General features: G+C 43.1%; 21 protein-coding genes and 1 pseudogene. 8 read left to right on the forward strand and 14 right to left on the reverse strand.

All coding sequences use genetic code 11. From position 1 onward, the window contains the following. Positions 1-114 precede the first annotated feature (114 nt). A pseudogene (locus tag Q0081_RS18995) lies at positions 115-468 on the reverse strand (response regulator); the annotation flags it as partial. A gap of 210 nt (positions 469-678) precedes the next feature. Between Q0081_RS18995 and Q0081_RS19000 the strand changes: the two are divergent. From Q0081_RS19000 to Q0081_RS19025, 6 genes are all read left to right on the forward strand, one after another. Next, positions 679-1,215, forward strand: a complete 537-nt coding sequence (locus tag Q0081_RS19000) for a hypothetical protein (protein WP_298356902.1) — start codon at positions 679-681, stop codon at positions 1,213-1,215. Between the two features lie 26 nt (positions 1,216-1,241). After that, positions 1,242-3,305, forward strand: coding sequence for a thioredoxin family protein (locus tag Q0081_RS19005; protein ID WP_298356905.1), 2,064 nt, complete (start codon positions 1,242-1,244; stop codon positions 3,303-3,305). Positions 3,306-3,520: 215 nt separating this feature from the next. Continuing rightward, positions 3,521-4,000 carry a DUF6169 family protein gene (locus Q0081_RS19010; protein WP_298356909.1) on the forward strand — a complete coding sequence of 160 codons (480 nt, stop codon included), beginning with the start codon at positions 3,521-3,523 and terminating at the stop codon, positions 3,998-4,000. Then, positions 3,997-5,073 (forward strand): LptF/LptG family permease, encoded by a 1,077-nt coding sequence (locus tag Q0081_RS19015; protein WP_298356911.1) that lies wholly within the window; start codon positions 3,997-3,999, stop codon positions 5,071-5,073. The genes Q0081_RS19010 and Q0081_RS19015 overlap by 4 nt, the downstream gene beginning before the upstream one ends. Before the next feature lie 103 nt (positions 5,074-5,176). Beyond that, complete coding sequence (locus Q0081_RS19020; protein WP_298356914.1) at positions 5,177-7,552, forward strand: M1 family metallopeptidase; 2,376 nt, start codon at positions 5,177-5,179, stop codon at positions 7,550-7,552. Positions 7,553-7,663: 111 nt separating this feature from the next. After that, positions 7,664-8,053: a RidA family protein gene (locus tag Q0081_RS19025; protein ID WP_298356916.1), complete on the forward strand. Its 390-nt coding sequence runs from the start codon at positions 7,664-7,666 to the stop codon at positions 8,051-8,053. 36 nt (positions 8,054-8,089) lie between these two features. Here Q0081_RS19025 and Q0081_RS19030 read toward each other — a convergent pair whose 3' ends face one another. Together Q0081_RS19030 and Q0081_RS19035 are read right to left on the reverse strand one after the other, a co-directional pair. Next, positions 8,090-9,157: a mannose-1-phosphate guanylyltransferase gene (locus Q0081_RS19030; protein ID WP_298356919.1), complete on the reverse strand. Its 1,068-nt coding sequence runs from the start codon at positions 9,155-9,157 to the stop codon at positions 8,090-8,092. After that, positions 9,154-10,218: a DUF3089 domain-containing protein gene (locus Q0081_RS19035; protein WP_298356924.1), complete on the reverse strand. Its 1,065-nt coding sequence runs from the start codon at positions 10,216-10,218 to the stop codon at positions 9,154-9,156. Before Q0081_RS19035 ends, Q0081_RS19030 begins: the two co-directional genes overlap by 4 nt. 141 nt (positions 10,219-10,359) lie before the next feature. Here Q0081_RS19035 and Q0081_RS19040 point away from each other — a divergent pair, with 141 nt between their 5' ends. Beyond that, on the forward strand, positions 10,360-13,473 hold the full coding sequence (locus Q0081_RS19040) for a carboxypeptidase-like regulatory domain-containing protein (RefSeq protein ID WP_298356927.1): 3,114 nt from the start codon (positions 10,360-10,362) through the stop codon (positions 13,471-13,473). A gap of 109 nt (positions 13,474-13,582) precedes the next feature. Here Q0081_RS19040 and Q0081_RS19045 read toward each other — a convergent pair whose 3' ends face one another. The 7 genes from Q0081_RS19045 to Q0081_RS19075 all read right to left on the reverse strand — a co-directional run bounded on the left by Q0081_RS19045 (position 13,583) and on the right by Q0081_RS19075 (position 18,727). Then, on the reverse strand, positions 13,583-15,139 hold the full coding sequence (locus Q0081_RS19045) for a right-handed parallel beta-helix repeat-containing protein (protein ID WP_298356930.1): 1,557 nt from the start codon (positions 15,137-15,139) through the stop codon (positions 13,583-13,585). Positions 15,140-15,252: 113 nt separating this feature from the next. Continuing rightward, positions 15,253-15,717: a hypothetical protein gene (locus tag Q0081_RS19050; protein WP_298356933.1), complete on the reverse strand. Its 465-nt coding sequence runs from the start codon at positions 15,715-15,717 to the stop codon at positions 15,253-15,255. Positions 15,718-15,748: 31 nt separating this feature from the next. Then, positions 15,749-16,357, reverse strand: coding sequence for a hypothetical protein (locus Q0081_RS19055; protein WP_298356936.1), 609 nt, complete (start codon positions 16,355-16,357; stop codon positions 15,749-15,751). Positions 16,358-16,364: 7 nt separating this feature from the next. Then, the gene (locus Q0081_RS19060) at positions 16,365-16,871 is read right to left on the reverse strand and encodes a hypothetical protein (protein ID WP_298356939.1); all 507 of its coding nucleotides are present in this window, start codon (positions 16,869-16,871) and stop codon (positions 16,365-16,367) included. Between the two features lie 4 nt (positions 16,872-16,875). Further along, positions 16,876-17,352: a hypothetical protein gene (locus Q0081_RS19065; RefSeq protein ID WP_298356942.1), complete on the reverse strand. Its 477-nt coding sequence runs from the start codon at positions 17,350-17,352 to the stop codon at positions 16,876-16,878. 35 nt (positions 17,353-17,387) lie between these two features. Then, entirely contained in the window at positions 17,388-17,831 is a 444-nt protein-coding gene (locus Q0081_RS19070) for a hypothetical protein (protein WP_298356945.1), read from the reverse strand. 29 nt (positions 17,832-17,860) lie between these two features. After that, positions 17,861-18,727, reverse strand: a complete 867-nt coding sequence (locus tag Q0081_RS19075) for a hypothetical protein (protein ID WP_298356948.1) — start codon at positions 18,725-18,727, stop codon at positions 17,861-17,863. Positions 18,728-19,113: 386 nt separating this feature from the next. Here Q0081_RS19075 and Q0081_RS31925 point away from each other — a divergent pair, with 386 nt between their 5' ends. Beyond that, complete coding sequence (locus tag Q0081_RS31925; protein WP_409034078.1) at positions 19,114-19,452, forward strand: LytR/AlgR family response regulator transcription factor; 339 nt, start codon at positions 19,114-19,116, stop codon at positions 19,450-19,452. Here the strand turns inward: Q0081_RS31925 and Q0081_RS19080 are convergent. The 4 genes from Q0081_RS19080 to Q0081_RS19095 are packed head-to-tail and all read right to left on the reverse strand — an operon-like array spanning position 19,447 to position 23,906. Beyond that, the gene (locus Q0081_RS19080; protein WP_298356951.1) at positions 19,447-20,487 is read right to left on the reverse strand and encodes a hypothetical protein; all 1,041 of its coding nucleotides are present in this window, start codon (positions 20,485-20,487) and stop codon (positions 19,447-19,449) included. The genes Q0081_RS31925 and Q0081_RS19080 overlap by 6 nt on opposite strands. 58 nt (positions 20,488-20,545) lie before the next feature. Continuing rightward, positions 20,546-21,913 carry a methyltransferase RsmF C-terminal domain-like protein gene (locus Q0081_RS19085; RefSeq protein WP_310586510.1) on the reverse strand — a complete coding sequence of 456 codons (1,368 nt, stop codon included), beginning with the start codon at positions 21,911-21,913 and terminating at the stop codon, positions 20,546-20,548. Next, complete coding sequence (locus tag Q0081_RS19090; RefSeq protein ID WP_298356954.1) at positions 21,910-23,061, reverse strand: glycosyltransferase family 1 protein; 1,152 nt, start codon at positions 23,059-23,061, stop codon at positions 21,910-21,912. Before Q0081_RS19090 ends, Q0081_RS19085 begins: the two co-directional genes overlap by 4 nt. After that, positions 23,061-23,906, reverse strand: a complete 846-nt coding sequence (locus tag Q0081_RS19095; protein ID WP_298356957.1) for an ion transporter — start codon at positions 23,904-23,906, stop codon at positions 23,061-23,063. Before Q0081_RS19095 ends, Q0081_RS19090 begins: the two co-directional genes overlap by 1 nt. Positions 23,907-23,944 lie beyond the last annotated feature (38 nt).

A 23,944-nucleotide genomic window follows, 5' to 3' on the forward strand; every position in this document is an offset into this window, starting at 1 on the left:
AATGAATGCATGAAATTTGCCAATCGTTCTGGTTCGCTTATTTCTACTTTCTTTTTCATTTCGCAAAATTGCAATTATTTTAGTTTTGATTCCAAGAAGTTCGGTCGTTCTCTATAACTTCTTCAATTTTTCTACCGTTTTTGCCAAACGTTCTATTTCGATGGGTTTAAGCAGGTAGTCAATCGAATTCTCTTCAAATGCTTTCATTGCATATTGGTCATAAGCCGTCGCAAAAATCACCATGGGCATATCAGTCAAATGAGCAAGCATTTCAAAACCGGTCATTAAAGGCATTTCGATGTCTAAAAAAATAACATCCGGCCGTAATTCCGTAATTAAAGTAAGCCCTTCGACACCATTACCGGCTTCCCCAATAATATCAAAAGTAGCTTCAAACTGATTAAGCAAGCGCCGCAAACGAGCGCGGGCCAAAGGTTCATCGTCAATTAGTAGCGTTTTTAATGGCATGATTTTCGTTTGCAGCTTACAATTTAGAGTGTATTATAAAATTTATACGGCAAAATAGTGAATTTCGTACTTGAACCAAACAGCGAGAAGAGGCGTTTTCATTTTGCTGAGAATAGAAGTAATTTTGAATTTAAAAAACGCCGGACCGTGAATTACCGCCTGTTAACTTATTATTTAGTGTTTGTTTGCTTCCTTTTGGAGTCTTGTAACATGGATCGCCGCGTTGAAGGCTCTAAAGAAGCCGTTGAAAAAATGAAAAGCATGCAAATCAAACGCGTTACCAACCCGCAGGTTATTGAGATTGTGGATGACTGGGGAGAGCGGATTGTAAAGCAGGCCCAACTGCAGTTAGAAAGTGTTTTATCCAAGCCTAAAGCCGATTTTTCGCAACTCTGTCAACTAAAGGGAACGCGTAAAATAGATTCTTTAGCAAGCCTGTATGCCGTTCAAATCAGCCTGTTGGGGGCAAAAGACATTAAAAATCCGGCACTTTCCACCAAAGAACAGGAGGTAATGGACGCTTATCTGTACAATGCGGAAAATAAGATTTCGCAAATCTCCAATATCCAGAAGTTGGGAGATTCGTTATTTATATATACCTCCCCTATCCCACTTACGAATAGGATTTGCCAAAAATGTTTTGGTGAAGATGCCACGCATTTAGCAGTATGGCGCGTAAGGTTCAGAAAGAGCGACGTCATACGAAAAGTGAATGCGAAGTCGTTGGAAAATAAGAGAAAAAGTTAATTGTTCCCAGTCATCCTTAATTACCTATGAAAAGTTTAATCAGTGCTGTCTTCATTTTATTGACTTTTACCGCTTTTGGCCAAATCCAAAATCGGGCACAGTGGACGTTTGAATCTCCCAAAAACGAAGTAAAAGTAGGGGATGTAGTTGAAGTTAAATTCAATGTGGTTGTTGACGCCGGTTGGTATTTATATTCCAGTGAATTTCCTGCCGAAGGACCTACAAAAGCCGAATTTAAATTTAAGAAAAATCCTACGTTTGAAACCATAGGGAAAATTAAGCCAGTCGGTTTTCATGAAAAATATGATGAGATATGGGAAGCAAAAATCAGTATAGCCGAAGGGAAAGCTTCCTTTGTCCAAAAAATTAAGATTCTTCAGGTAAATCCTGTGATTGAAGGAAGTTTAGATGGGCAAACCTGTACTGTAAAAGATGGATTATGTGTGCCAGTCAGCGCAGAGTTTAAATTTCCTGCCATTAAAGTTGTGGCCGCAGACACCAAAAAAGTCGAAGCCACTCCTACGCAACCCGTCACAAATGAGCAAGCAACAGCTGCCACTTCAACCACCGCAGACAGCAGCAAGTCTTCATTAGAAAGTGCACAACCTGAACCGGCAGCGCAAGCCTCAACCGATTGGTCGCCCACTGTCAATAGCGAACCACTTACCAACGAACCCGAAGAATCTCTTTGGAGTTTTCTATTGGCTTGCTTTTTAGGAGGATTGGCCTCGATTTTTATGCCGTGTATTTATCCCATCATGCCGATGACGGTGAGCTATTTCACCAAACAGGAACACGGCACAGGCAAAGCACTGCTTTATGGACTTTCGATTGTAGCAATTTTTACCTTATTGGGCTTTTTGGTATCCCGCATCGGTGGAGCACAAGCCGCTAATTTTATCAGTACTCACTGGGTGCCAAATGCCATTTTCTTTATTGTATTTATCCTTTTTGGGTTGTCATTTTTAGGTTTATTTGAAATTGTGCTTCCCAATTCGTTTGTCAATAGTGTCGATAAACAAGCCGATAAAGGTGGCCTTATCGGTATTTTCTTCATGGCTTTGACCCTCGTCGTTGTTTCTTTTTCCTGTACGGCTCCGATTGCCGGCTCGCTGCTGATTTTGGCTTCCAAAGGCAACGAAGTGATGCGTCCTGTCTTGGGAATGATTGCTTTTTCAGTACCTTTTGCAGTTGTATTCACGGGATTGGCAATGTTCCCCAAATTCCTCAAAAGCCTTCCTAAATCAGGCGGTTGGCTCAACGAGTTTAAAGTAGTTTTCGGTTTGTTGGAATTTGCCTTAGCGCTTAAATTTTTGAGTAATATCGACTTGGCGTATCGTTGGAACACACTCGACCGCGAGATTTTTTTAGCGATTTGGATTGTGTTATTCTCCATCATTGGATTTTACATACTGGGTAAACTTCGTATGGATAAAGACACGCCTATCAAAGGAATAAGCATTCCGCGATTGTTGATTTCGTCGGCTACCTTTGCGTTTGTGGTCTATATGATTCCTGGTATGTTTGGAGCTCCGTTGCGGGCCTTATCGGGTTGGTTGCCTCCCGAACAAACGCAGGATTTCTATTTGACCAATGCCGTGGAAAGCGGAAGTACTTCTACTTCATTCACCAAAGCAGACCGTAATAAACCACACCTTCCGCATGGCTTAGAGGGTTATTTTGATTACGAGCAGGCACTTGCCCAAGCAAAAACCGTTGGAAAGCCCGTTTTCATTGATTTTACTGGTTTCAACTGCGCCAATTGCCGAAAAATGGAAGCCAACGTTTGGCCACAGTCCGAAGTGCTGAACCGTCTTAAAAATGATTTTGTGATCGCGTCTCTTTACGTAGATGACAAAACCGAGCTTCCCAAAGAAAAGCAATTTGTTTCGAGCTACGATAAACGTGAAAAAACAACAATTGGCGACAAAAACGCCGATTTGCAAATCACGAAGTTCAATAATAACGCTCAGCCTTTTTACTGCGTCGTAACACCTGACGGTGAGCTCCTTACCAAACCCGTAGGATACACAAGTACTGAAGAATTTGTACAATTTTTAGACGCGGGCTTAGGGAAATTTAAACGTTAAAAATCTCTAAAAGAGGCTATTTTGAAGGATGTTCAATTGTATTTTGTTAGTTTTGTGATACTAATAATATATTTAAGCTATGGAAATTACAATAACTATTCCGAAAGGAAGCAACTTAGAGCAGGCTGTAAGGGATATGATAAAAGATAAGAACGAAATTCATCAGGAATTGAGTAAAGGAAATACTTCTGTTATCACACAAAAAGGCCGCAAAATTGTTCGAGTCTCCTTACCCAATCGTTGAAAACCCCGACGGTACTTACTCTTTTTTATCAGATTATGGCATCAATTACAGTATTGCTCTTTTTGATGCCTCTTTCCATTTCAACAATATAGTTATTCCTGAAGGAAATATTGTAGAGTTCAGCTTCGGGGCTGATAAGGAACTTCCAATTGACAAAAAAGTAACTGACACTGTACTACAGTTTTTATCTGATTTTTTTCAAAATCCACAAAATGTGCTGCTTTATGTTTGTGAGAGCATTGACCGTAAACAATTACCTCGCAAAAGAGTTTTTGATAAATGGTTTTTGAAATATGGTCATACAGATTTAGAAAAATATGACTTTTCATTCTCTTTAGATGATATTATCATCACGGGAGCGGTCATTATAGATGCAAAAAATACAGAGCGAGAAGTTCTGTTAAACGCTTTTTTAGAAAGCTATCAAGTTTATTCTGACTACAAATCATGAAAATTTTAGATAGATACATTCTCAAAAACTTTCTCATTACTTACGTCTTTACGGTACTTGTAACGCTGTTGATTATCTGCGTGATTGACTTTACCGAAAAGATTGACAACTTCCGCAAATTCAACCCTCCCCTTCACGAAATTTTGCTGGATTATTACGGCAATCTAATTCCGTATTATGCCAATTATTTGAGTCCGTTATTGGTATTTATTGCTACTGTATTTTTTACAGCCCGTATGGCTGCCCGCACGGAAATTATCGCCATTTTCAGCAGCGGAATCAGTTTTCTACGAATGTTAGTCCCCTATTTTATCGGTTCCATACTATTGGCAGCCTTTACATTTTACATGGTAGGTTGGGTCATCCCTCGGGCTAATAAAATCCGTTTGGCATTTGAATATAAGTACATCGAAGATCAATATTATTTCAGTCAGCGCAATTTTCACATCAAAGTAGCTCCCAAGCATTATGCCTATTTGGAAAGCTACAACAATGCCTCCCTGACGGGTTTTAAATTTACACTCGAACACATAGAGGGGAATCAACTAATAGAAAAACTGACCTCTGACCGCATCGTGTGGGAAAAAAAAAAAAAAAAATGGACTATTTTTGATTATAAAATCAGGAAAATCAATGGAATCCATGAGACAATTACTCAGGGAGTTCAAATAGACACTACACTCAATCTCAGCCCCAAAGACTTTGAAAACGATAAAAATCGCTTTGAAGAATTGACGCTAACTCAGCTAAACGATTATATAGAACTGCTCAAGTTGCGCGGTGCAGACGGAGTAGAAACGTATTTGTTAGAAAAACACACCCGTTTTACTCACCCTTTTGCATTTATTATCCTTACCATTATTGGGGTTGTGGTCTCTGCCCGAAAAAGTCGGCGCGGCTCGGGGCTGCAAATTGCCTTTGGTTTTATTCTGGCTTTTGTATATCTGTTGTTCTTTATGCTGGCTAAAGGCATTGCCGAGTCTGGCAAAATCAATACCATGTTGGCCGTTTGGCTACCCAATATTATCTTCGCAGGTATTGGCTTTGTTTTGTACAAAACCTTGCCGAGGTAAGCGAAAAAAAATTCACCCAAATTAGGGTACTTATCTCCCGAAGGTTTTGCACTATTTCACATCGTACAATCAACAACTAACAACAACTAAATCCACGTTTGAAATGAAAAAATGGCTAATCACCTACTGTTTAGTAGTTACGACTCACCTCCTCATGGCGCAGCAGCCTGCTCCCGCCAACTACCACGCCAACTCCCGTTTTGAGCAAATGGGAACCGCTATGCCTACGCCCAATACGACCCGAACGGCCTCCGGTGCGCCTGGAAAAGAGTATTGGCAGAACCGCGTAGATTATGACATCAAAGTGGAACTAAATGATGAAAAACAGCATTTAACGGGCTCCGAAGCCGTTACCTATTTCAATAATTCTCCCGATGAACTGCGTTACATTTGGATGCAATTGGATCAAAATCTGTTTCAGAAAAACTCCATGTCATCGCAAACGCGTACAAGTTCAGTCAATGAGAAAGGAATGCCAATGGCTTCTATCATGCGTACAATGATCGAAAAAGACTATGGTCATAAAATCACGTTGGTAAAAGACATCAAAACAGGCCAACCGCTTAAATACACGATCAACGAAACCATGATGCGCATTGAGGTTCCCGCACCCCTGAAAACCGGTCAATCGTTTAGTTTTCAGATAGACTGGAATTATAACATTACTGATTTTCGCTATGCGCAAGGACGCTCAGGAGCTGAGTTTTTCCAAAAAGACGGCAATTTTATCTACGAAATAGCTCAGTGGTTTCCGCGTGCCTGCGTCTATGATGATGTAAACGGTTGGCAAAACAAGCAATTTTTGGGACAGGGCGAATTTACATTGGCCTTTGGAAATTATAAAGTAGCGATTACGGTTCCTAATGACCATTTGGTTGGCGCTTCCGGCGAGTTGCAAAATGCCACACAAGTTCTATCTGCGGAGCAATTAAAACGTTTTGACCAAGCTCGCAAGACGTTTGACAAACCTGTACTTATTGTCAATCAGGAAGAAGCGACCAAAAACGAATCCAATAAACCAAGCGGCAAAAAAACGTGGATTTTCAAAGCAGATAACGTACGCGATTTTGCTTTTGCCACTTCTCGGAAATTCATCTGGGATGCTATGAACGTAGAGTTGAACGGCAAAAAAATTATGGCCATGTCGTTTTACCCTAAAGAAGCCAATCCGCTCTGGGGACAATATTCGACCATGCTGGTAGCGCATACAGTAAGAACGTATTCCAAGCTCACCTTTGATTATCCTTATCCCGTAGCTCAGTCCATTCACGGGCCCGTTGGCGGAATGGAATATCCGATGATTTCATTTAACGGCGCACGCCCGGAAGCTGACGGCACCTACTCACAAGGCACTAAAAACTTTTTGATTCAGGTCGTTATTCACGAAGTAGGACACAATTGGTTCCCGATGATTGTCAATTCAGACGAACGTCAATGGTCATGGATGGATGAAGGATTGAACTCTTTCATGGAATATTTGGCCACTAAAGAATGGGATCGCAGCATGGGTGGTGACGTAGCCGAACCACAGAACATTGTAGACTACATGCGCACCGAACCATCGAAGCAAGTGCCTATTATGTCAAGTTCGGACAACATCATGGGTTTTGGGCCAAACGCCTATACCAAGCCGGCAACCGGCTTGAATATCCTGCGCGAGACCATTATGGGCCGCGAATTGTTTGATTATGCTTTCAAAGAATACGCTAACCGTTGGAAATTCAAGCACCCAACTCCAGCTGACTTTTTCCGCACCATGGAAGATGCCTCAGGCGTAGACTTGGATTGGTTTTGGAAAGGTTGGTTCTACGGCGTTGAACCCGTTGACCAAGACTTAGTCGAAGTCGAGTGGTTTGCCTTGGATACTCAAAACCCCGATATTACCAAAGCCGACGCCAAAAAAGAAGCCGATGCCAAACGCAATACCGTAGCCCGTCAGCGCGACAAAGACTATATCAAAGAATCAGTGGTAGAGAAAAATCCGGATATGAAAGACTTCTACAATACCTACGACCCTTACAAAGTGACAGACGCTGATAAGAAAAAATACGAGACTTATTTGGCAAGTTTAAATCCTGATGAGCGCAAATTGGTCGAATCCGGGGTGAATTTCTACACATTGAAAGTAAAAAACAAAGGCGGTTTGCCGATGCCGGTCATTGTGAAGATGCAGTTTGAAGACGGCACCGATTCAGTAGCCCGATTCCCGGCGGAGATTTGGCGGTTGAATGACCAAAACGTTTCCAAAGTAATTACCAGTAAAAAGAAAGTCGTTCAATGGACTTTGGACCCCTATCGTGAGATTGCCGATATTGACGAAGAAAGCAACAGCTTCCCGCGTCAACCGACACAACCTACTAAATTCCAGTTATTTAAAGGTGGACAGGGTTTCCAACGCGGCGGAGGCACGAATCCGATGCGGGAAGCTCAACAAAGCCAACTTCCGAAAGCAGGACAGCAAGGCGGGGCCAAAAATTAATAGGTATTACAAGGGCGGGAATTTATTTCCGCCCTTATTTTTGTATAAACAATTGAGCAGAATCAGTTTGCAGTGTGTTTACAATCAGTATTCACTCAAAATTACTTACGCATGAAACGAATCAACATATCTTCGGGAGCACCGTGGGAGGCGGTTGTTGGCTATTCAAGGGCAGTACGAGTGGGAAATGTAGTCGAAGTAACGGGTACAGTAGCCACCGATGAAAACGGCCCTGTTGCCTTGGGAGATGCGTATGGCCAAACAAAGTTTATCATTAGAAAAATTGAGACCATATTAAAGCAGACAGGCGCTTCACTTTCGGATGTGGTGCGAACCCGGATGTTTGTAACCGATATTTCACAATGGGAAGCTTACGGACGTGCGCACGGGGAGTTTTTCGGCGAGATTCTTCCGTGTACTACCATGGTTGAAGTGTCGAAACTTATATCCCCGGAATATATGATTGAGATTGAAGCAACTGCAATTCTTCAAAATGGGTAGAAAATAGCAAAGGGGATGCAAACTCATCCCCTTTGATTAAATAAATTGATTTCCTAACAGCTTGGCATCAGCCACAAAGTCTCTTACTTTCTGTTCTTCTTCTATTTTACAAATCATCAACACGCCGTCGTTTTCGGCAATGATATATCCTTCCAGCCCCTGTACTACAACCAGTTTATCTTTGGGAGTTTTGATAATACACTGATTAGTACCGTATAACAGTAGTTTGCCTTCGGTTACGTTTTGTTGTTCGTCTTTTTCAGATACATCATACAGCGACTTCCACGTACCCAAATCTGACCAACCCAAATCGCTCAATACCACATATACATTATGGGCTTTTTCCATGATTCCAAAGTCAATGGAAATGTTTTTACAAAGCATGTATGCTTTTTCAATGAATTCTTTTTCCTGCTCGGTGTAATAATCATTTTCTCCAGCCTCAAAAACTTCAGCCACTTCCGGAAGGTATTCAGCAAACGCCTTTTTAATAGCCTGTACACTCCACACAAAAATACCTGCATTCCACACAAAATCACCGCTTTCTAAAAACTTAACCGCGATTTCCAACTGTGGTTTTTCGGTAAACGTTTTTACTTTTTGGGTCAACCCTTCTTCCGCCAAAAATTGAATATAACCATAACCGGTATCCGGCCGGGTAGGTTGAATTCCAAGGGTCAACAGAATATCATCGTTTTGAGCGGCAGTCAGTGCGATACTTATTTTTTCACGAAAAACATCTTCCTTTAAAATAATGTGATCGGCCGGAGCTACTACCACATTCGCTTTGGGGTCACGATTCGCAATCTTATAACAGGCATAAGCAATGCAGGGCGCCGTATTACGTCGGTTTGGTTCCAACAGGATTTGGTCATCGCTCAGAAAAGGGAGTTGTTGTTTTACTAAATCGTAATACTCCGTACTGGTAACAATATAGATATTTTCTAATGGACAAACTCCTTCGAAGCGGCTTGCTGTTTGCTGAAGGAGCGATTGTCCCGTACCCAATACATCGTGAAATTGTTTGGGATTATTGTTGCGACTAAAGGGCCAAAACCGAGTTCCGACTCCACCCGCCATGATGACTACATAGGTGTGATTCATTGCTTTTTCAGAAAACTTTCTACGCGCAAAGCTACGTTTTCTCTGATGCTCTGCCAAAAAAGGTTGATGTCGGCCGTATGCCATACTTTGGTTTTAAGAAAAATCCGTCCTCTAACATACGGTTTATTAATCCACAAAAGTCCCTTATGTACCTGAGCATCAGCCAATTGAGGATGAAAAGTATATTTCAGTCCAACTCCTCCCTTATTTAGTTTCTTTGAAGCGTACTCTTCATTCAAAACCCATGTCAGGGGATTGGTACACACACTCGTTTGAAAATTGTTGGTTTGGTATTTTTCAGGAAAAAAGCCTTTTTGATAGGTGCGCCAAGCCGCAAACCCGCCTGTTTCGTCGGGTGTCTGAGCAGGTTTTATTTGTTGAAATTCGTTAGGCTGAGTTGGAATGTCGGTTATATCACCTACCAAATACGCAAATATCAACTGTTGTTGTAATGGTTTTCCATCAAAAAACTCTTTGAGAAGGCGCTTGGCATGATGAGTGCCCTGACTGTGCCCAGCAATGACAATAGGCCGACCCTGATTATAGTGACTAAGGTAATGTTGAAAAGCGGCTTTTACATCCAAATAAGCCAAATCCAGCGCTTTTTGCCGGTCTTCCTGATTGCGGGTTACAAAAGAATAATAATGTGCCTGCCGATAACGGGGCGCATACACTCGGCAGGAACCGTTGAAAACAGACGCCTGATTCAAAATGGTTGATTCATCTACTCGACGATTCAGCTCAGCATCGTTGACATCAGCATTCCATTCAAAAGTCCCTTCTGCCGGGCGATTCGTATAGATGGTAGGATGTACAAAAAAAACGTCGGCTTTAGCCGTAGCCTGTTCATCTTTCAAATCATCTGCTTTATGAGGTATATTATCAGCAGCGTCTTTTTTGGTGGGCAAGGCAGCCCAGTTATCAAGATTTTCATACTCTGGAGCAGTTGGAATTTTTCCAAAACCGTACGAATTCTGCAATATGACTTGGGCTGTACAAACAGTCACAGCTCCTAAAATCAGTCCAATAACTCCTAAGAGTCGAAATTTTAATTTATTCATTTTGGATTTTTCAAATAATTATGCGTGCATAACACCTTATTTTTGTAATTATAAAAAGTATAAATTGTAAATTATCTTTAAAAGAGCGAAATTTACGCAGTAAATTTATCAACAAGTGAAATCAAAACCAACCTAAAACTTATGAGTAAAGCATTACATAGAGCCGTATTTTACCTAACGGCGTGGTTAGTCAGTACAGGTGCGTTACTGGCTCAAACCAAAATTTCGGGTAATATCACCGATGCCACCACGCGCGAAGGCTTGGTGGGAATAAGTGTTCAGGTACAAGGAAAAGTAATCGGTACTATCACTGATTCAAAAGGAAACTTCTCTTTGACTACCAACACACCTACGCCATTTACGTTGGTCGTGACCTCAATAGGATACGAAACCCAAGAAATAAAAATAGAAGGCAATCGCACTGACATTAAAATTGTCATGAAAGAGCAAGCATTGATGGGGCAAGAAGTAGTCGTGTCTGCTTCGCGGGTAGAAGAAGGTGTATTACAATCGCCCGTTACGGTAGAGAAAATGGACATTCGTGCGATTCGTGAAACACCTGCTGCATCGTTTTACGATGGATTGGCCAACTTGAAGGGAATTGACATGGCGACTCAAAGTTTGTTGTTCAAATCCATCAACATGCGCGGATTTGGCTCAACGGGAAACCCACGTACCGTACAAATGATTGACGGAATGGACAACTCGGCCCCAGGCTTGAACTTCCCGATTGATAACATCGTGGGTATGCCCGAATTGGATGTTGAAAGCGTTGAGATTTTGCCAGGTGCTGCTTCTGCACTTTATGGTCCCAACGCCATAAACGGTTTGGTATTGATGAATAGCAAAAGCCCTTTCTTGTACCAAGGCTTGAGCGCAGCAGTAAAAACAGGGGTAATGTCGGCCAATAACCGCACCGAAGCCACTACACCTTTTGGTGATTTTTCTATTCGCTATGCCAAAGCATTCAACAACAAATTTGCTTTCAAAATCAACTTAGGCTATATCCAAGCTAAAGATTGGCAGTCGAGTAACTACACCAATTTGAACGTAGGTGGCAATGCAGACCCTTTGAGGGGGGCAGGAACTGATACTGATTTTGATGGCACAAACATCTATGGTGACGAAGTACAGGCCAACATGAGGACAGTAGCCAATGGCCTTATCGCCGCAGGACGCTTGCCTTCGGCAGCATTGGCACTTATTCCAAATACCGACGTGAGCCGCACGGGTATTGTGGAAAATGGGTTGGTAGATAATAACGTAAAAAGTTTCAAGTTTAATGGTGCATTACACTACCGCATTAACGATAAAGTAGAAGCAGTAGCGCAAGTAAACTACGGCTATGGTACAACACTCTACACAGGTACTGGCAAATACTCATTGCGTGGTTTCAATTTGACCCAAGCCAAATTAGAACTACGTGGCGATAATTTTACTTTGCGGGCATACACCACACAAGAGCGTTCGGGTGATTCATACACTGCTGGTTTGACGGCATTAGGCATGTTGAACGATGTCAAACCTCATGCTACTTGGCTTGGTGAGTATGTAGGTGGATATGCACAAGCAAGAGGCGCAGGTGTAGCCGAAGCGCAAGCGCACTTATTGGCACGTCAAAATGCCGACAAAGGAATGCCTGCCGTAGGTTCAGACGCTTATAATACTTTGTTGGATAAGTGGAGAAATACACCCATTACAAAAGGTGGCGGTACCTTCTTAGATAAGACCAATCTTTACCATGCAGAAGGTGTTTACAACTTCAAAAACCAAGTTAAATTCATGGACCTGTTGGTTGGCGGAAACATCCGTCAGTATCAACTTCGGTCGGAGGGTACGTTGTTTGCAGATCAAAAAGATGGTAGAAATGGCACCATTCCAATCAATGAGTATGGCGCTTTTGCACAGGCGGCCAAATCGCTGTTTAACAACCACTTGAAACTATCGGCTTCTATTCGTTATGATAAAAACCAAAATTTTGAAGGCCAATTCTCACCACGTCTTTCTGCCGTAACAACTTTTGGTCAGCAAAACATCCGCCTTTCTTATCAAACAGGCTTCCGTATTCCTACTACCCAAAACCAGTACATTGACCTACAAACACCTGGTGGTACTTTGATTGGAGGTTTGCCAGAGTTTGACAGCCGCTATAAATTGTCAACAGGGGTGTTGCGTCAAACCTTAGTAGATTTCTCTATCAATCCAACCAAATACATTACGCCACAAGTCCTTGCCCAAGCCCAAGCGTATGCAACTGCGGCCGTTACGGCGCAATTGCCCGCCATTCAGGCAGGTGTACTTGCCGCAGTAACGGCGCAAGTAACGGCGGGAGTAACAGCACAAGTAAATGCGGCTGTGGCTGCTGGGCAAATTCCTGCGGCACAAGCTGCTGCTGCTATTCAAGCAGGAGTAGCTCAACAGCTGGCCTTACCTGCAACTCAGTCAGCTATTGCGTCAAACGTTCAAGCCACGGTGGTTCAGCAAGTAACGGCCGTAACAACCCAAGTCGCTCCTGCTTATGGGTTGGCGGCTTTACCTAAGTACAAGGCCAAAGCACTGACACCCGAGCGCGTAAAATCCATTGAGATTGGTTACAAAGGCCTGGTTGGCAAGAAATTACTTATAGATGCCTCTTACTACCATAGCACTTACAAAAACTTCATCGGCGGCGTGTCAGTGGTAGTTCCATTAGTTGCTGGAGGCCCTGGCTTGCCTATTGAGTCTGGCTTGGGGAGTGCCTCTACGCGCGCTGGCTATTCGCGCCCTGCCAATAGCGACCAAGACATCGTAGTAACTGGTTTTTCTATTGCACTTAACTACTCGTTACCAAAGAACTTTTTCATAGGTGGTAACTTTGCGAACAACACCTTACAAAACTTTACACCAACTCCTGAATTAGAGACTTCTGGATTCAATACACCTACCAACCGTTACAATGTTAATTTTGGTAAGCGCATTAGTTCAGGAAATAAAATTGGATTCAACATTGCCCTCAAACAGCAAGATGCATTCTTGTGGGAGTCAAACTTTGTGGTACCTACTACTGCGGGGGTTTCTCTTTTCTCCAATACTCAGGTTCCAGCTATCACAAACTTAGATGCACAGGTGAGCTACAAAATGTCAAGCCTGAAATCTATTTTGAAAGTGGGAGGTACCAATCTATTTGGTAAACCTTACTTCCAAGCTTACGGAAGCCCATCAATCGGCTCAATGTATTATGTTTCATTGACGTTTGATGAATTGTTGAACAAATAAATCTTCAAGTTTATACACAAAAAGGCGCCGAGTGGGCGCCTTTTTGTGTTTGTGGGGTTTCATACTTTCCAAGTTTTAAAAACTTAGAAAGTATTCGTCTCATATAGCATCAGTTACTTCCACCCGTCCCTTTGGTGCCGATGGCAGTCATTAACGGCGGAACAGTAAGTGCAGTGCCATTATTCGTTTGGTCGGCTCCAATGTCCAATTTTACTCCTCTGGCACCGCCATCGTAATCTTTTTCTACCAAACTCCCCAAGGCTTTTCCCGCTCCAATACAAGGGCTACCCGTGGCAAGGTGATATTGCGCATCCAATTTGGGATCGGCGTTGGTGCTCGCAGCGTCGAGTTTGGATTGGGTCTTCCAATTGGCAAACCCGTCAAATTCTGTATAGTCATCGTCTGTTTTGTCAATTCGGAACGTAAGCGTTCCGGATTTAAAGTAAAAATTATTACTAACATCATTCGTACCTTCGGGTATACCCCGCAAACGGGCCATCTTTCCTTTAGCAGAAGTTGTTTGGACAAAAATATTGTTGGAAATTTTCAGGTCTTTGCATTTGGGATATTTATCTCCGGTAGGCGTTCCATAAATTTCCCCTCGGGCAATCATCAAGGCTGCACTTGCCTCCTGTGCTACGTTAATGAGCGTGTTGTTATACACTTGAGCATTGAGCGCCGCATAAAGACCAATACCTTCCCATTTGGTATTGACGACAATGTTGTTGCGAATAATGATGTTGATGCTTTCAAAATAAGTTGGATTGGTAGTCGTATTGAACCATTCAGCATCGGTATCCAAATAACCAGCCACCAAGCCGCCTTCCCCGCAATTCATAATAAGATTTTGTTCAAAAATACAGTCCTTGGCCCCTCCTTTGGCGTACAAAGCGTTGGTGGCAATGTCATGAAAATAACAGTTTCGAACAATCATCCTATCCGCATTTACATTATCAATTCCTTCCGCATTTTGGGTGCTTACATTTGCCGGACCAACGCCGGATTTATAAATCTCACAGTTCAGCACCTGAATGTCTTTACAGCCAGGCGTAATTTTTATGCAATCGCGACCGGTATCGTGGATCTTACAATTCAGGATTTTTACATTTGAAATTCCTTTTTTCTTATCGTAAGGTACTTTACGATCATCATCCCAATCACTTTCAAACTTGATACCGTAGTAGTAGCCTCCCACTATTTCCAAGTCTTGGAGGGTTATGTTTTCGGTACCCGGTTCGCGAAACCAAATACAGCTCGTTACATCTTCTACGTTGGTAACGGCCTTAATGATGGCCCACTCACCCGGATAGGAGCGTAAGATGATATTGGAAGTGCGAAACTTTATTTCTTTGCTTTCGTACGTACCTCCTCGCAAGATAATTTCGAGTCCTTTCACAGGGTCAGCTGCATCGGCCGCTTTTTGAATGGTTTTAAAAGGCTTACTTTCACTTCCGTCGTTAGAATCGCTACCGTTGGGAGAAACGTACGCCTTTCCACTGATAGTTTGTCCGCCATTATTTCCCGGATCGCTGCAACCCGGCGGCTCCTGCGGACAGCCACAGGCGGTAGGGTCAGCGTCGCACTCGTCGGTTTCGACGGTTGGTTTTTTACATCCTTCTGTAACCAGAAATAGGGTAGTTAGGGCAACAAATAATTGCTTTTTCATGGTTTTGATTTTAAAAATAGTGACTAAAACAGGCTGTTTTTCTGAAAGAGGCAATAAGAATCACTAATGAGGTTTTTCCTCATTTTGACATGACTCTGAAGTAAGATTACTATTTAGATTTTTGTGTAAACGATGGTCATGGATTTGCTTTTACCACCCGGATTCAATGTCTTGGGATTGGTCGAATAATCAAAAAACCAAATCATCATATTTCCTTTGAAGTCCACCTGATAGGTAGCCGTCGGTATTTTTGAAGAGGTAACGATGAGTTTGTTACCCGTCATGGTGCATTTACCATCGCCGTTCATGGATTCAAGTGTCTTTTTCAAGGCTCCGCACTCATCAGGCACGTTGGTCACAATACTCCCGTCAGCTTTGAAAGTGTACGTGATGTTTTTAGCACAGGGCATGGCCTTCAGCATCGAAGCATTGTCGTCGGAGGCAGTGCCGTTGATATCCACGGAAGTCATAGCTGTGCGTTTCCATGTACCCGTCACGCTGCTCGGAAGTTGGGCAAAAACACTATTATTGATTTGCCACCCCATTAAGAATAATAAGAAAATACCAGCGTTTTTCATTGTTTTCAATTGTTTGAAATTAGATACATTTTTATTCCTTTTGGCGAATAAGAGTGGCAATGACCTTTTTATCAAAGCGAGGATCTGCACTGCTCCAAAACGAGGAGCCATCAGCCTTGTGATAACTAAAACTAAGGGTTAGCTGAAGCTCATTAGTTTGCCAAACACCATTTTTTGCTTCACCCAACGTAAAATTTGGTAAAATTCTTTTCTTTTCGTCTTTAGGCCGAAAATTGAAATGCAGGCGGTGAAAATCCTCTTCTTCAACGGCTCCATAAATTTCGTATTCTTCCTTTCCCAACTTACCAGTTACGGCGGCAAAGCCATCAAACCCGCGCTTTTCACTTCGAGAACCCAAGCCACTCCGCCGCCGCGAACGCCTGCTTGCTTTTTCTGACCTTTCTTCGTCGGTCGTGGGCTCCACGATTTCGAGTTCAATGGTTTTTGATATTCCATCAGGGTCTTGAATAGTGCCTTGCCATTTACCCACGAGCAATGATGCGTTTTCGTCACGGCTATACGCCCAAGGTCGGTCTTTGAGGTCGGTATAGTAGCTATAATAGTATTTGCACTCATACACGCCCCAACTTAGCGCTGCCAAAACACCCAAAAAAAGCAATAATTTTATCCCCTGTGTCATTGGTTCTTTACAATTTATGATAGGTGTAAATAAGCGTATTTTTTTTATACGGGCTAATTTTGGTGGCATCTACCCTTAGGGACATTATTTTTGCCTCGGACGATGTCTCAATAAAATAGGTCAAGTCACCACTTTGACCCAGCGTTTGGGCCAGGTTTTTTTCTTCCGCTCCAATAATTTTCAATTCCCCCTTATCAATATTTTGACCGCTCAACCGTTCAACTTTTAATTCCCAACGCACTTCACGACTTTTTCCACCCTCCGTGGCTACCAATCTTCCATCGCTGAAAAATTCCCAGATAATAATCGTTCCTTTGGATTTCAGCTCTGTTCCAGTAGCAATTTCCGAACCGTCCTGTTTCACTATTTCGTAAACAAAACGTATTGCCTCCCACTTGCCAATCAGCGACTGGAAATTGTCGGGTGTTGGATTTTCGGTTTTTGAGCTGCATCCTGCACCCATGTTTAGGAATAAAATACTCAACAGCACTGCGTAAGGAAATAGTTTTTTCATGGCCTTATTGGTTTCTTTTCATATACCATCTCATCAAACTATAATCTGTATTTCCAATGGATGGGCTACCTGTAACTACCCAGACAATCTCATTATCACTAAGGATTTCCAAATGTCCTGCCAATTTATCCCCATATACTTCCGCGATGTCTTTATTATCGTTATAGAGCGTTAATTCACCCGTTCCGGCCACTGCGCTTTTTACTTGGTAAGACCAACGGCCCTGTTTTTGGCAAGTTTGCTGATAACATCCATCCATTGACCCATCTGCATAAAATTTATAGCCCAAGTATCCGTCTTTAATCATCAAAGTAATTTTGTCACTTGCTGATTCGGAATAGGTTTTGTACACATCCCATCGGCCACCAACAAGAAGTTTAACATATTCTGGTTCAGGTTCTTCCTTTTTATCACTGCAACCCGCTCCCGAATTGAGGATAAAAATGGCACACAAAATACCGTAAGCGAGCAATTTTTTCATAGCTTCTTTGTTATAAAATATTGTCTTTCAGAACTTTAAAAATACAACCCAGTATAATAGCTGTAAAGAACCGTCCACGCCAACACCTTGGCCGGATACGCTATAACGGTGGCTTTGGAGGCCGCGGCCAATTTTCGACAAAAGGAAGGACTATTGCCCAAATCGCAGCAGTATAGGTCGATGACCTTGACTTTTCCTTTCAGAATCCTGCCAATCGTTTCCACATTAGCAAGGCTGATACCCGGATAGCCTATTTGCAGATTAGCGCCCTGCGCATGACAGACAATGTACAGTTTCTCCAAGCCTCCTACACTTAGGGAGTACGTTGCAACCCACTTCATGATGCGCTCAATATCAATGTCACCTCTGGGAAAAATTCCGTAGCTGAATCCAATTTCAGTGCCGTTAAAACTCGTAGAAGGTACCGAAGGTAAAAAATCAGCGGCGTACAAACACATAATTCGGGGATTACCGGTCATTTTTGAGAAGGGTTAGTAAGCGTTGAAAGTTATTTGCCCGCGTTATAAATACTCATTAACAAAGCCTTACTGATACGCTGTCCTGCTTTTTTGCCAATGTGCCCCTGGCCATCGGAAGAGTCTATTCCGTTAACATCCGACGGGTCAGAAGCGGTGTTGCGATTTTCGGTACAAATACGCCACACATTATTTTGCTGACATGCTCCGTTGTTGCTTTCCAGCTCCTGCAAATCAAAAATGACATCGGTGCTTTTGAAGGTATCTTTCATCCATTGACCGACTTTCATTTTGGCAGCGTTGCCCTCAAAAGAAGTAGTGGAATACACCAGCGGAGGTGTTACGTGAACAAAGCGAAGATTGGGAGATTGAGCCCGAAGGGCATCCACAAAGGCTTTGTATTCGGTTTTTACCTTTTCAAAATTATCGTCCATCACATCGGCATAGCCAAATTTGAAGATGGCGATTTGGAGCAAGTCTTTGTTTCGGGTCGCATTTTCTCTAAAAACCCTGGTTTTTTCGGAGGGATTTCCGTTGGCTATGCCGCCTACATCCACAAAGATGCCGCCCCGTAATCCTCCTTCGGTCTTATCGTTGGGACCATAGTAATCAAACGGAAATCCGTTGGCTTTGGCGCCCTCTTCTAAATCCTGTCCAACAGACTGATGAAGGAATAAAGCATTCCAATTTTTGATGCGGTCTTTTTCGCTCGAAGCGAGCTTGTCCCAGGCGTCTATTCCGGCGATACCCACCACGCCGGGTTGGCCTTTGCCGAGTGTTCCGCCGCCGGTGTTGTTACCATTTGTGTTGCCGGAGCCGTTAGGATCAGGCTCACTCTCTGATTTTGAACAACTTACAATCAAAACGAGTAAGAGTAGAGTAATAAGGAGATTTTTCATTGTTGCTGAAATGGGGAAATTTTATTCAAAGTTCAGTACTAAGCGCGATTGTTTAGAGGTAAAAAACGGACATTATGCAAAAATCAGAACCAGCACTACGAGCAGCGCATACAGAAACCCTTGCCAGAGGTACTGTCGAGTGTTAGACATCTTCATAAAGCAGGAAGCAGTTTGGTTGAGGAACGAAAACTACACAAACGCCCGTAACGGGTGGGTTACCATTGCGTAAACGGCGGAGGAAAATGAGTGAAGTGCAGGAAATGGCATTTGGGTTTGCTGATGTGTGTCAGCAAACTCAATGAATTTCGTCATAAAATAATGGTAGCCTTAAATATACCTTCAATGTACCGCGACTAACTTACGGTATTAAAAAAATGCTTATCGGTATGAACACGGTTACTCTTCCATTTCATAACAAAACTCTCTCGGTAGAAACTGCTGAAATCATACGATTGGAAGCGTCAGGCAACTATACCCTTTTTTATCTGTTAGACGGACGCCAAGTGCTCACGTGTAAAAGCTTACATTTTTATGATGAACTTTTACCTTTTCCCTTTGTGAGGGTTCACAAATCCTGTTTAATCAATATCAATTACGTCACGGAGAGAAAAACGCCAACGCTGTTAAGCCTGACAGATGGGTCAGAAATACACATAGCTAGACGCCGAAAAGCTACCATAACCCAGTACATGAGCTACAAACGTAAACCCAGAAGCAGTTCATAAATTTGCCCTTATCAGCTTATCTTCAATGGCTTCCCACGTATAGCTATGACGAAGCATTTTGTCAAATACGAAGTTTTTTTTCTGTAGAATCAATTGCTGGAGCAAACGGGAAGGGGATTTTTCATAATAACTCTCCAAGACGTACCCAAGGCGATTTTGCGCCACAAACTGCGAAACTTTTATTTCAGCATTGATGATAACGGGCGTTTGCGCCTGAATGGCATCGTAGATTTTATTGGGGCTGGCGTTGAGGTTGTTGTCGTTGATGGTCTCATACACCGACAGAATATAATCACATTCTGATGCCAATCGCATGGTTTCCTGTTGCGTTTTCACTCCCCAAAACGTCACTTGCGGATCTTGGCTTAGCTGTCGGGTCGGGTCATCATAGACCCATCCAATCATCCAAACCTGTACTTTGGGAGAAAGTTGGATTAAGTCAGCTAAGAGTTGCGTACCGCGCGTTACCCCTAACGAACCACTGTACAAAATCAATAATTCGTCATCGGCGGCAGCTTTGGGTTGAACGTCCTCAAAAGCATACGGATAATTCTCGACAACCGTGATTTTCGATTGAAATTTTGTTGGAACAAGGGCTTTACGATTTTCGTCCGTAACGATGATTTGTTTGGGTAAACGATACACCAATGACTGCAACGAACGGACCAATGAACTTTCGGTTCGCAAAAAAATCGAGTCAAAAATATCAGCCACGACTCGCCTTCTGCTTCCCCACAAAAACGGGAAGAAAATCAATAATAACTGTTCATTTACCACATGAATACTTGCGTAGCGACGGGAAAAATACAGCCTGATGAAGGTTAAGAAGTACTTGGCAAGCGTTGGAATCGACTTATGGTGGCCTTTTACTAAACAAAATTGGGTACAAAACGGCTTTACAAACGACTGAGAATCATCGCGTCCAATGCCCAAATAAGTAATATCAAACTGAGTGGCTAAGGTCTTGATTTCTTTGTTAATGCGCGTATCAGAACCATCATTAATGCAAACGTAAAGTAGACGGGGCAAAGGCATAGTTGAGAAAATATCAGTATTTTGAAGCAATTTTCGTGGTTTTACGGGAGATTCGCAACTACTCAGGAATCTCCATTCGGATACGCCAATCTTTGGGCAAATAATTATTAATCCGATTCCCCAAACCTTTGACCCAGCCCAAACCCAAGCCCTGATGCGTGACCAAAAGCCAGCCTCTGGGAGCTTCAATGTTTAAGTTTTCTTTTTTCAAAAACAGTAAAGCTTCGTTTTCCGATAACTCCAATCGAGGTATAGTGGGCGAAATTGCAGTACTCAACGCCAACGCGTGGGAAGGTATAAAATCATTGCCCTTAAATTCGCCCATTTCCAAACCAATTCCTTTGGCTGACAGCGTGTTGTCTAAAATCCGAACCTCTTCCAACTGACTATCCATCAGCGCAAGTACCTCTCCGTTGGGTTTGACAAAAAAATGAAAGTTTTCGGGTTTTTCCAGCCAACGACTCACTTCGGGCGTTTGCTTGGCGTGAAGCCGCTTGCAGGACCGAAACCCTTCTTCTTTGCTTCGTCGGGGAAGCGTGTCATAGGGTTGGGCGGTTTCAAAGCCTGATTGTTTTTCAAATACCGAAAAGAAAAAGCCCTCGCCTTTCACCCGATGCGGATAACATTGATAGCCAATGGGTTTGGCAACCACGCCCCACGATTCGGGAATATCTATTTTGATTTCCGCAAACAGTTCACTGTCCAGTATCCACTGTCCGCTTTCTTGATTTTCAATGTCATTGTAGGTACAGGTACAATAAATCAAAATGCCCGACGGCCTTAGCAAGGGCATCGCCGCATCCAAAATGCGCTTTTGCCGCCCCGCGCAGACTTGCACACTTCCGGGCGACCATTCATTAACGGCAGCGGGGTCTTTGCGAAAAAGCCCTTCGCCCGAACAGGGAGCGTCTATTAAAATCACATCAAAAAATGCCTCCAACCGCTCAAAATCCTCCGGGTCATGATTGCTGACGTGTACGTTAGGAAAACCCCATTTCTGAACATTTTCCTTCAAAATCATCACCCTGCTTTTAATCACTTCGTTGGCCAGAATAAGGCTATCGGGGTGCAAAATGGAAGTCAAAAGAGTAGTTTTCCCTCCCGGTGCTGCACACAAATCCAGTACGCGCAACGGTTTTGAAATAGTAGCCACCTGCGGCAAAACGTACCCCACAAGCATGGAAGAAGCTTCCTGCACATAATACGCACCCGAATGAAAAAGTGGATCCAAGGTAAAGACAGGGCGTTGCTCCAGATAACGACCTTCCTCACACCACGGAATAATTTCGCCCGCAGAGGCGTGCTTTTTTCGGGGGTTATAACGAATACTGACGGGAGGAGTTTGCAGTAAAGCGGCCTCAAAATCAGCGAATTCGGTGCCGATTTGGGTTTTTAATTGATCGGTAAATGCTTGGGGAAGTATCAAAATGGGATTGATTCGTAAATAGTCACTAATTTCTTTGCTATGTTTTCTGCCGCAAATTGCTTTACGTGCGTTTGGCCCTTGGCACTCAATCGTTGACGAAGCCCTTCGTCCTGCCAAAGTAACTGTAATTTTTGGGCTAATTCATTTGTATCGTTAGGATTGACATACAATCCACCCTCACCACCCGCCTCTTCCAGGCACGAACCTGTCGCCGCTATCACGGGAACGCCGCTGTGTAATGCTTCGACAATCGGAATCCCAAACCCTTCAAAAAACGACGGATAAGCAAACACCCGCGCCGATTGGTACAGGGCCGGTAAATCAGCAAACGGAACGTTATTTAAAATCCTAACTTTGGTTTCTAACTGATTTTTAACCACAAAAGATTCTATTTCCTGCTGAAATTTGGTTTTTCCGCCTACCAACACCAACTGAGTATCAGCCAACTGAGCGGCCTGAAATGCCTGCACCAATCGCAACTGATTTTTCCGCGCCTCAATCGTCCCTACACATAAAACGTACGGTTGCGTAATACCGTATTTCTGGCGAATATCGCTCAAAAAGCCCTTCTCCAAAATGGACGGGGCCGCCCGAGCGGAAGGTTGGGATGAGGCAAAAAAAGCTTCATGACAATCCTGATACACCACCTGAATTTTCTCCGAAGATGTCCCGTAAAACTCCATAATATCCCGTTTGGTTTGCTCACTGACGGCCACAATCACGTCGGCTTGCTCGCAGGCTTTCCGAAATTTTTGACGGTAAAAAAAGCGGTCTATCGCAGGATACAATTCCGGATAACGCAAAAAAATCAAATCGTGAATGGTCACAACAGACTTAATTCCAGCCTTTTGGAGTCCGGTGGGAAGTTCGTTGCTCAATCCATGAAAAAGTTGAATGCCATCTTTGGAAAGTTGGTTGGTAATTCCATAACTCCGCCACCACGCGCCGTACAGTTTGTTTTTAGAAGACGGCAGTCGAATAGCATCCGCCGGAAATTCGTTAAAAAGCCCCGTTTTTATTTTAGGTGTATAAGCCCAATAAGTAGGCTCGGGAGCATAGTTGCGCAGCGCATTCAGTACAAATCGACTGTAATTGCCTAAACCTGTCCTGTTATTGAAAGCCCGTTTGGCGTCGAATCCGATGCGCATCACTCTTTTTCTGTAGGTTTATGAACGTGCTCAACTTTCTGTAAATCAATCCATTCGTTGCAATGGGGGCACTGAATGTACTTACGACCTTTGTCCCGACGAATTTGTTCCATAAAACCCGACGCAATGATACCCGTAGGAAGCGCAAACAAAGCAATTCCTAACACGAGGACAACTCCTCCGAAAAATTTACCGACGGGCGTCATGGGATACATATCGCCGTAGCCCGTAGTGGTCATTGTAATAACGCCCCACCAAAGCGTGGCGGGAATGCTCGAAAATTTGGTAGGCTGAATGCTGTGTTCCAAATAATACATCACGCTCGACGAAATGAACAGCGTAAAAAAGATAAATGAAAAACAAAGCAGCAATTCTTCTTTATGCTCCAGGATAACGGTTCGAATGAGCTTAAGGGCGTGCGCGTAGCGGGTAGCGCGAAACAAACGGAACAACCGGAACACGCGCAGAATCCGAATAATCCCGAAATCGGAGGTAAGCAGTGTGAAGTAAAAAGGAAAAATACCCAGAAAATCAATGATGGCCCAAAAGGAGAAAATATACGACAATCGCCCGCGCCAACCGCTTTTAATGGCGGGGTTTTCGACACACGACCAGATACGCAGGAAATACTCAATGGTAAATATACCCACTGAAATAATCTCAAAATCCTGAAAAACCCGCTCGTAAAGGCGATTATTTCGGATTTCCGGAACGGTATGAAGAATAATAGCGACCGAATTGAAAAAAATGATGGACACCAAAGCTACATTGATGTACAAACTCAGCCCTCGACGGCCCAAGGCCGAAAATTCCAGCGTATGATAGACTCGTTTACGAAAGGTCACGGTTGATACGATTTTGTACAAAAGTAAGGAGATTACCT

Source organism: Runella sp. (assembly GCF_027484545.1).
Lineage (GTDB): Bacteria > Bacteroidota > Bacteroidia > Cytophagales > Spirosomataceae > Runella.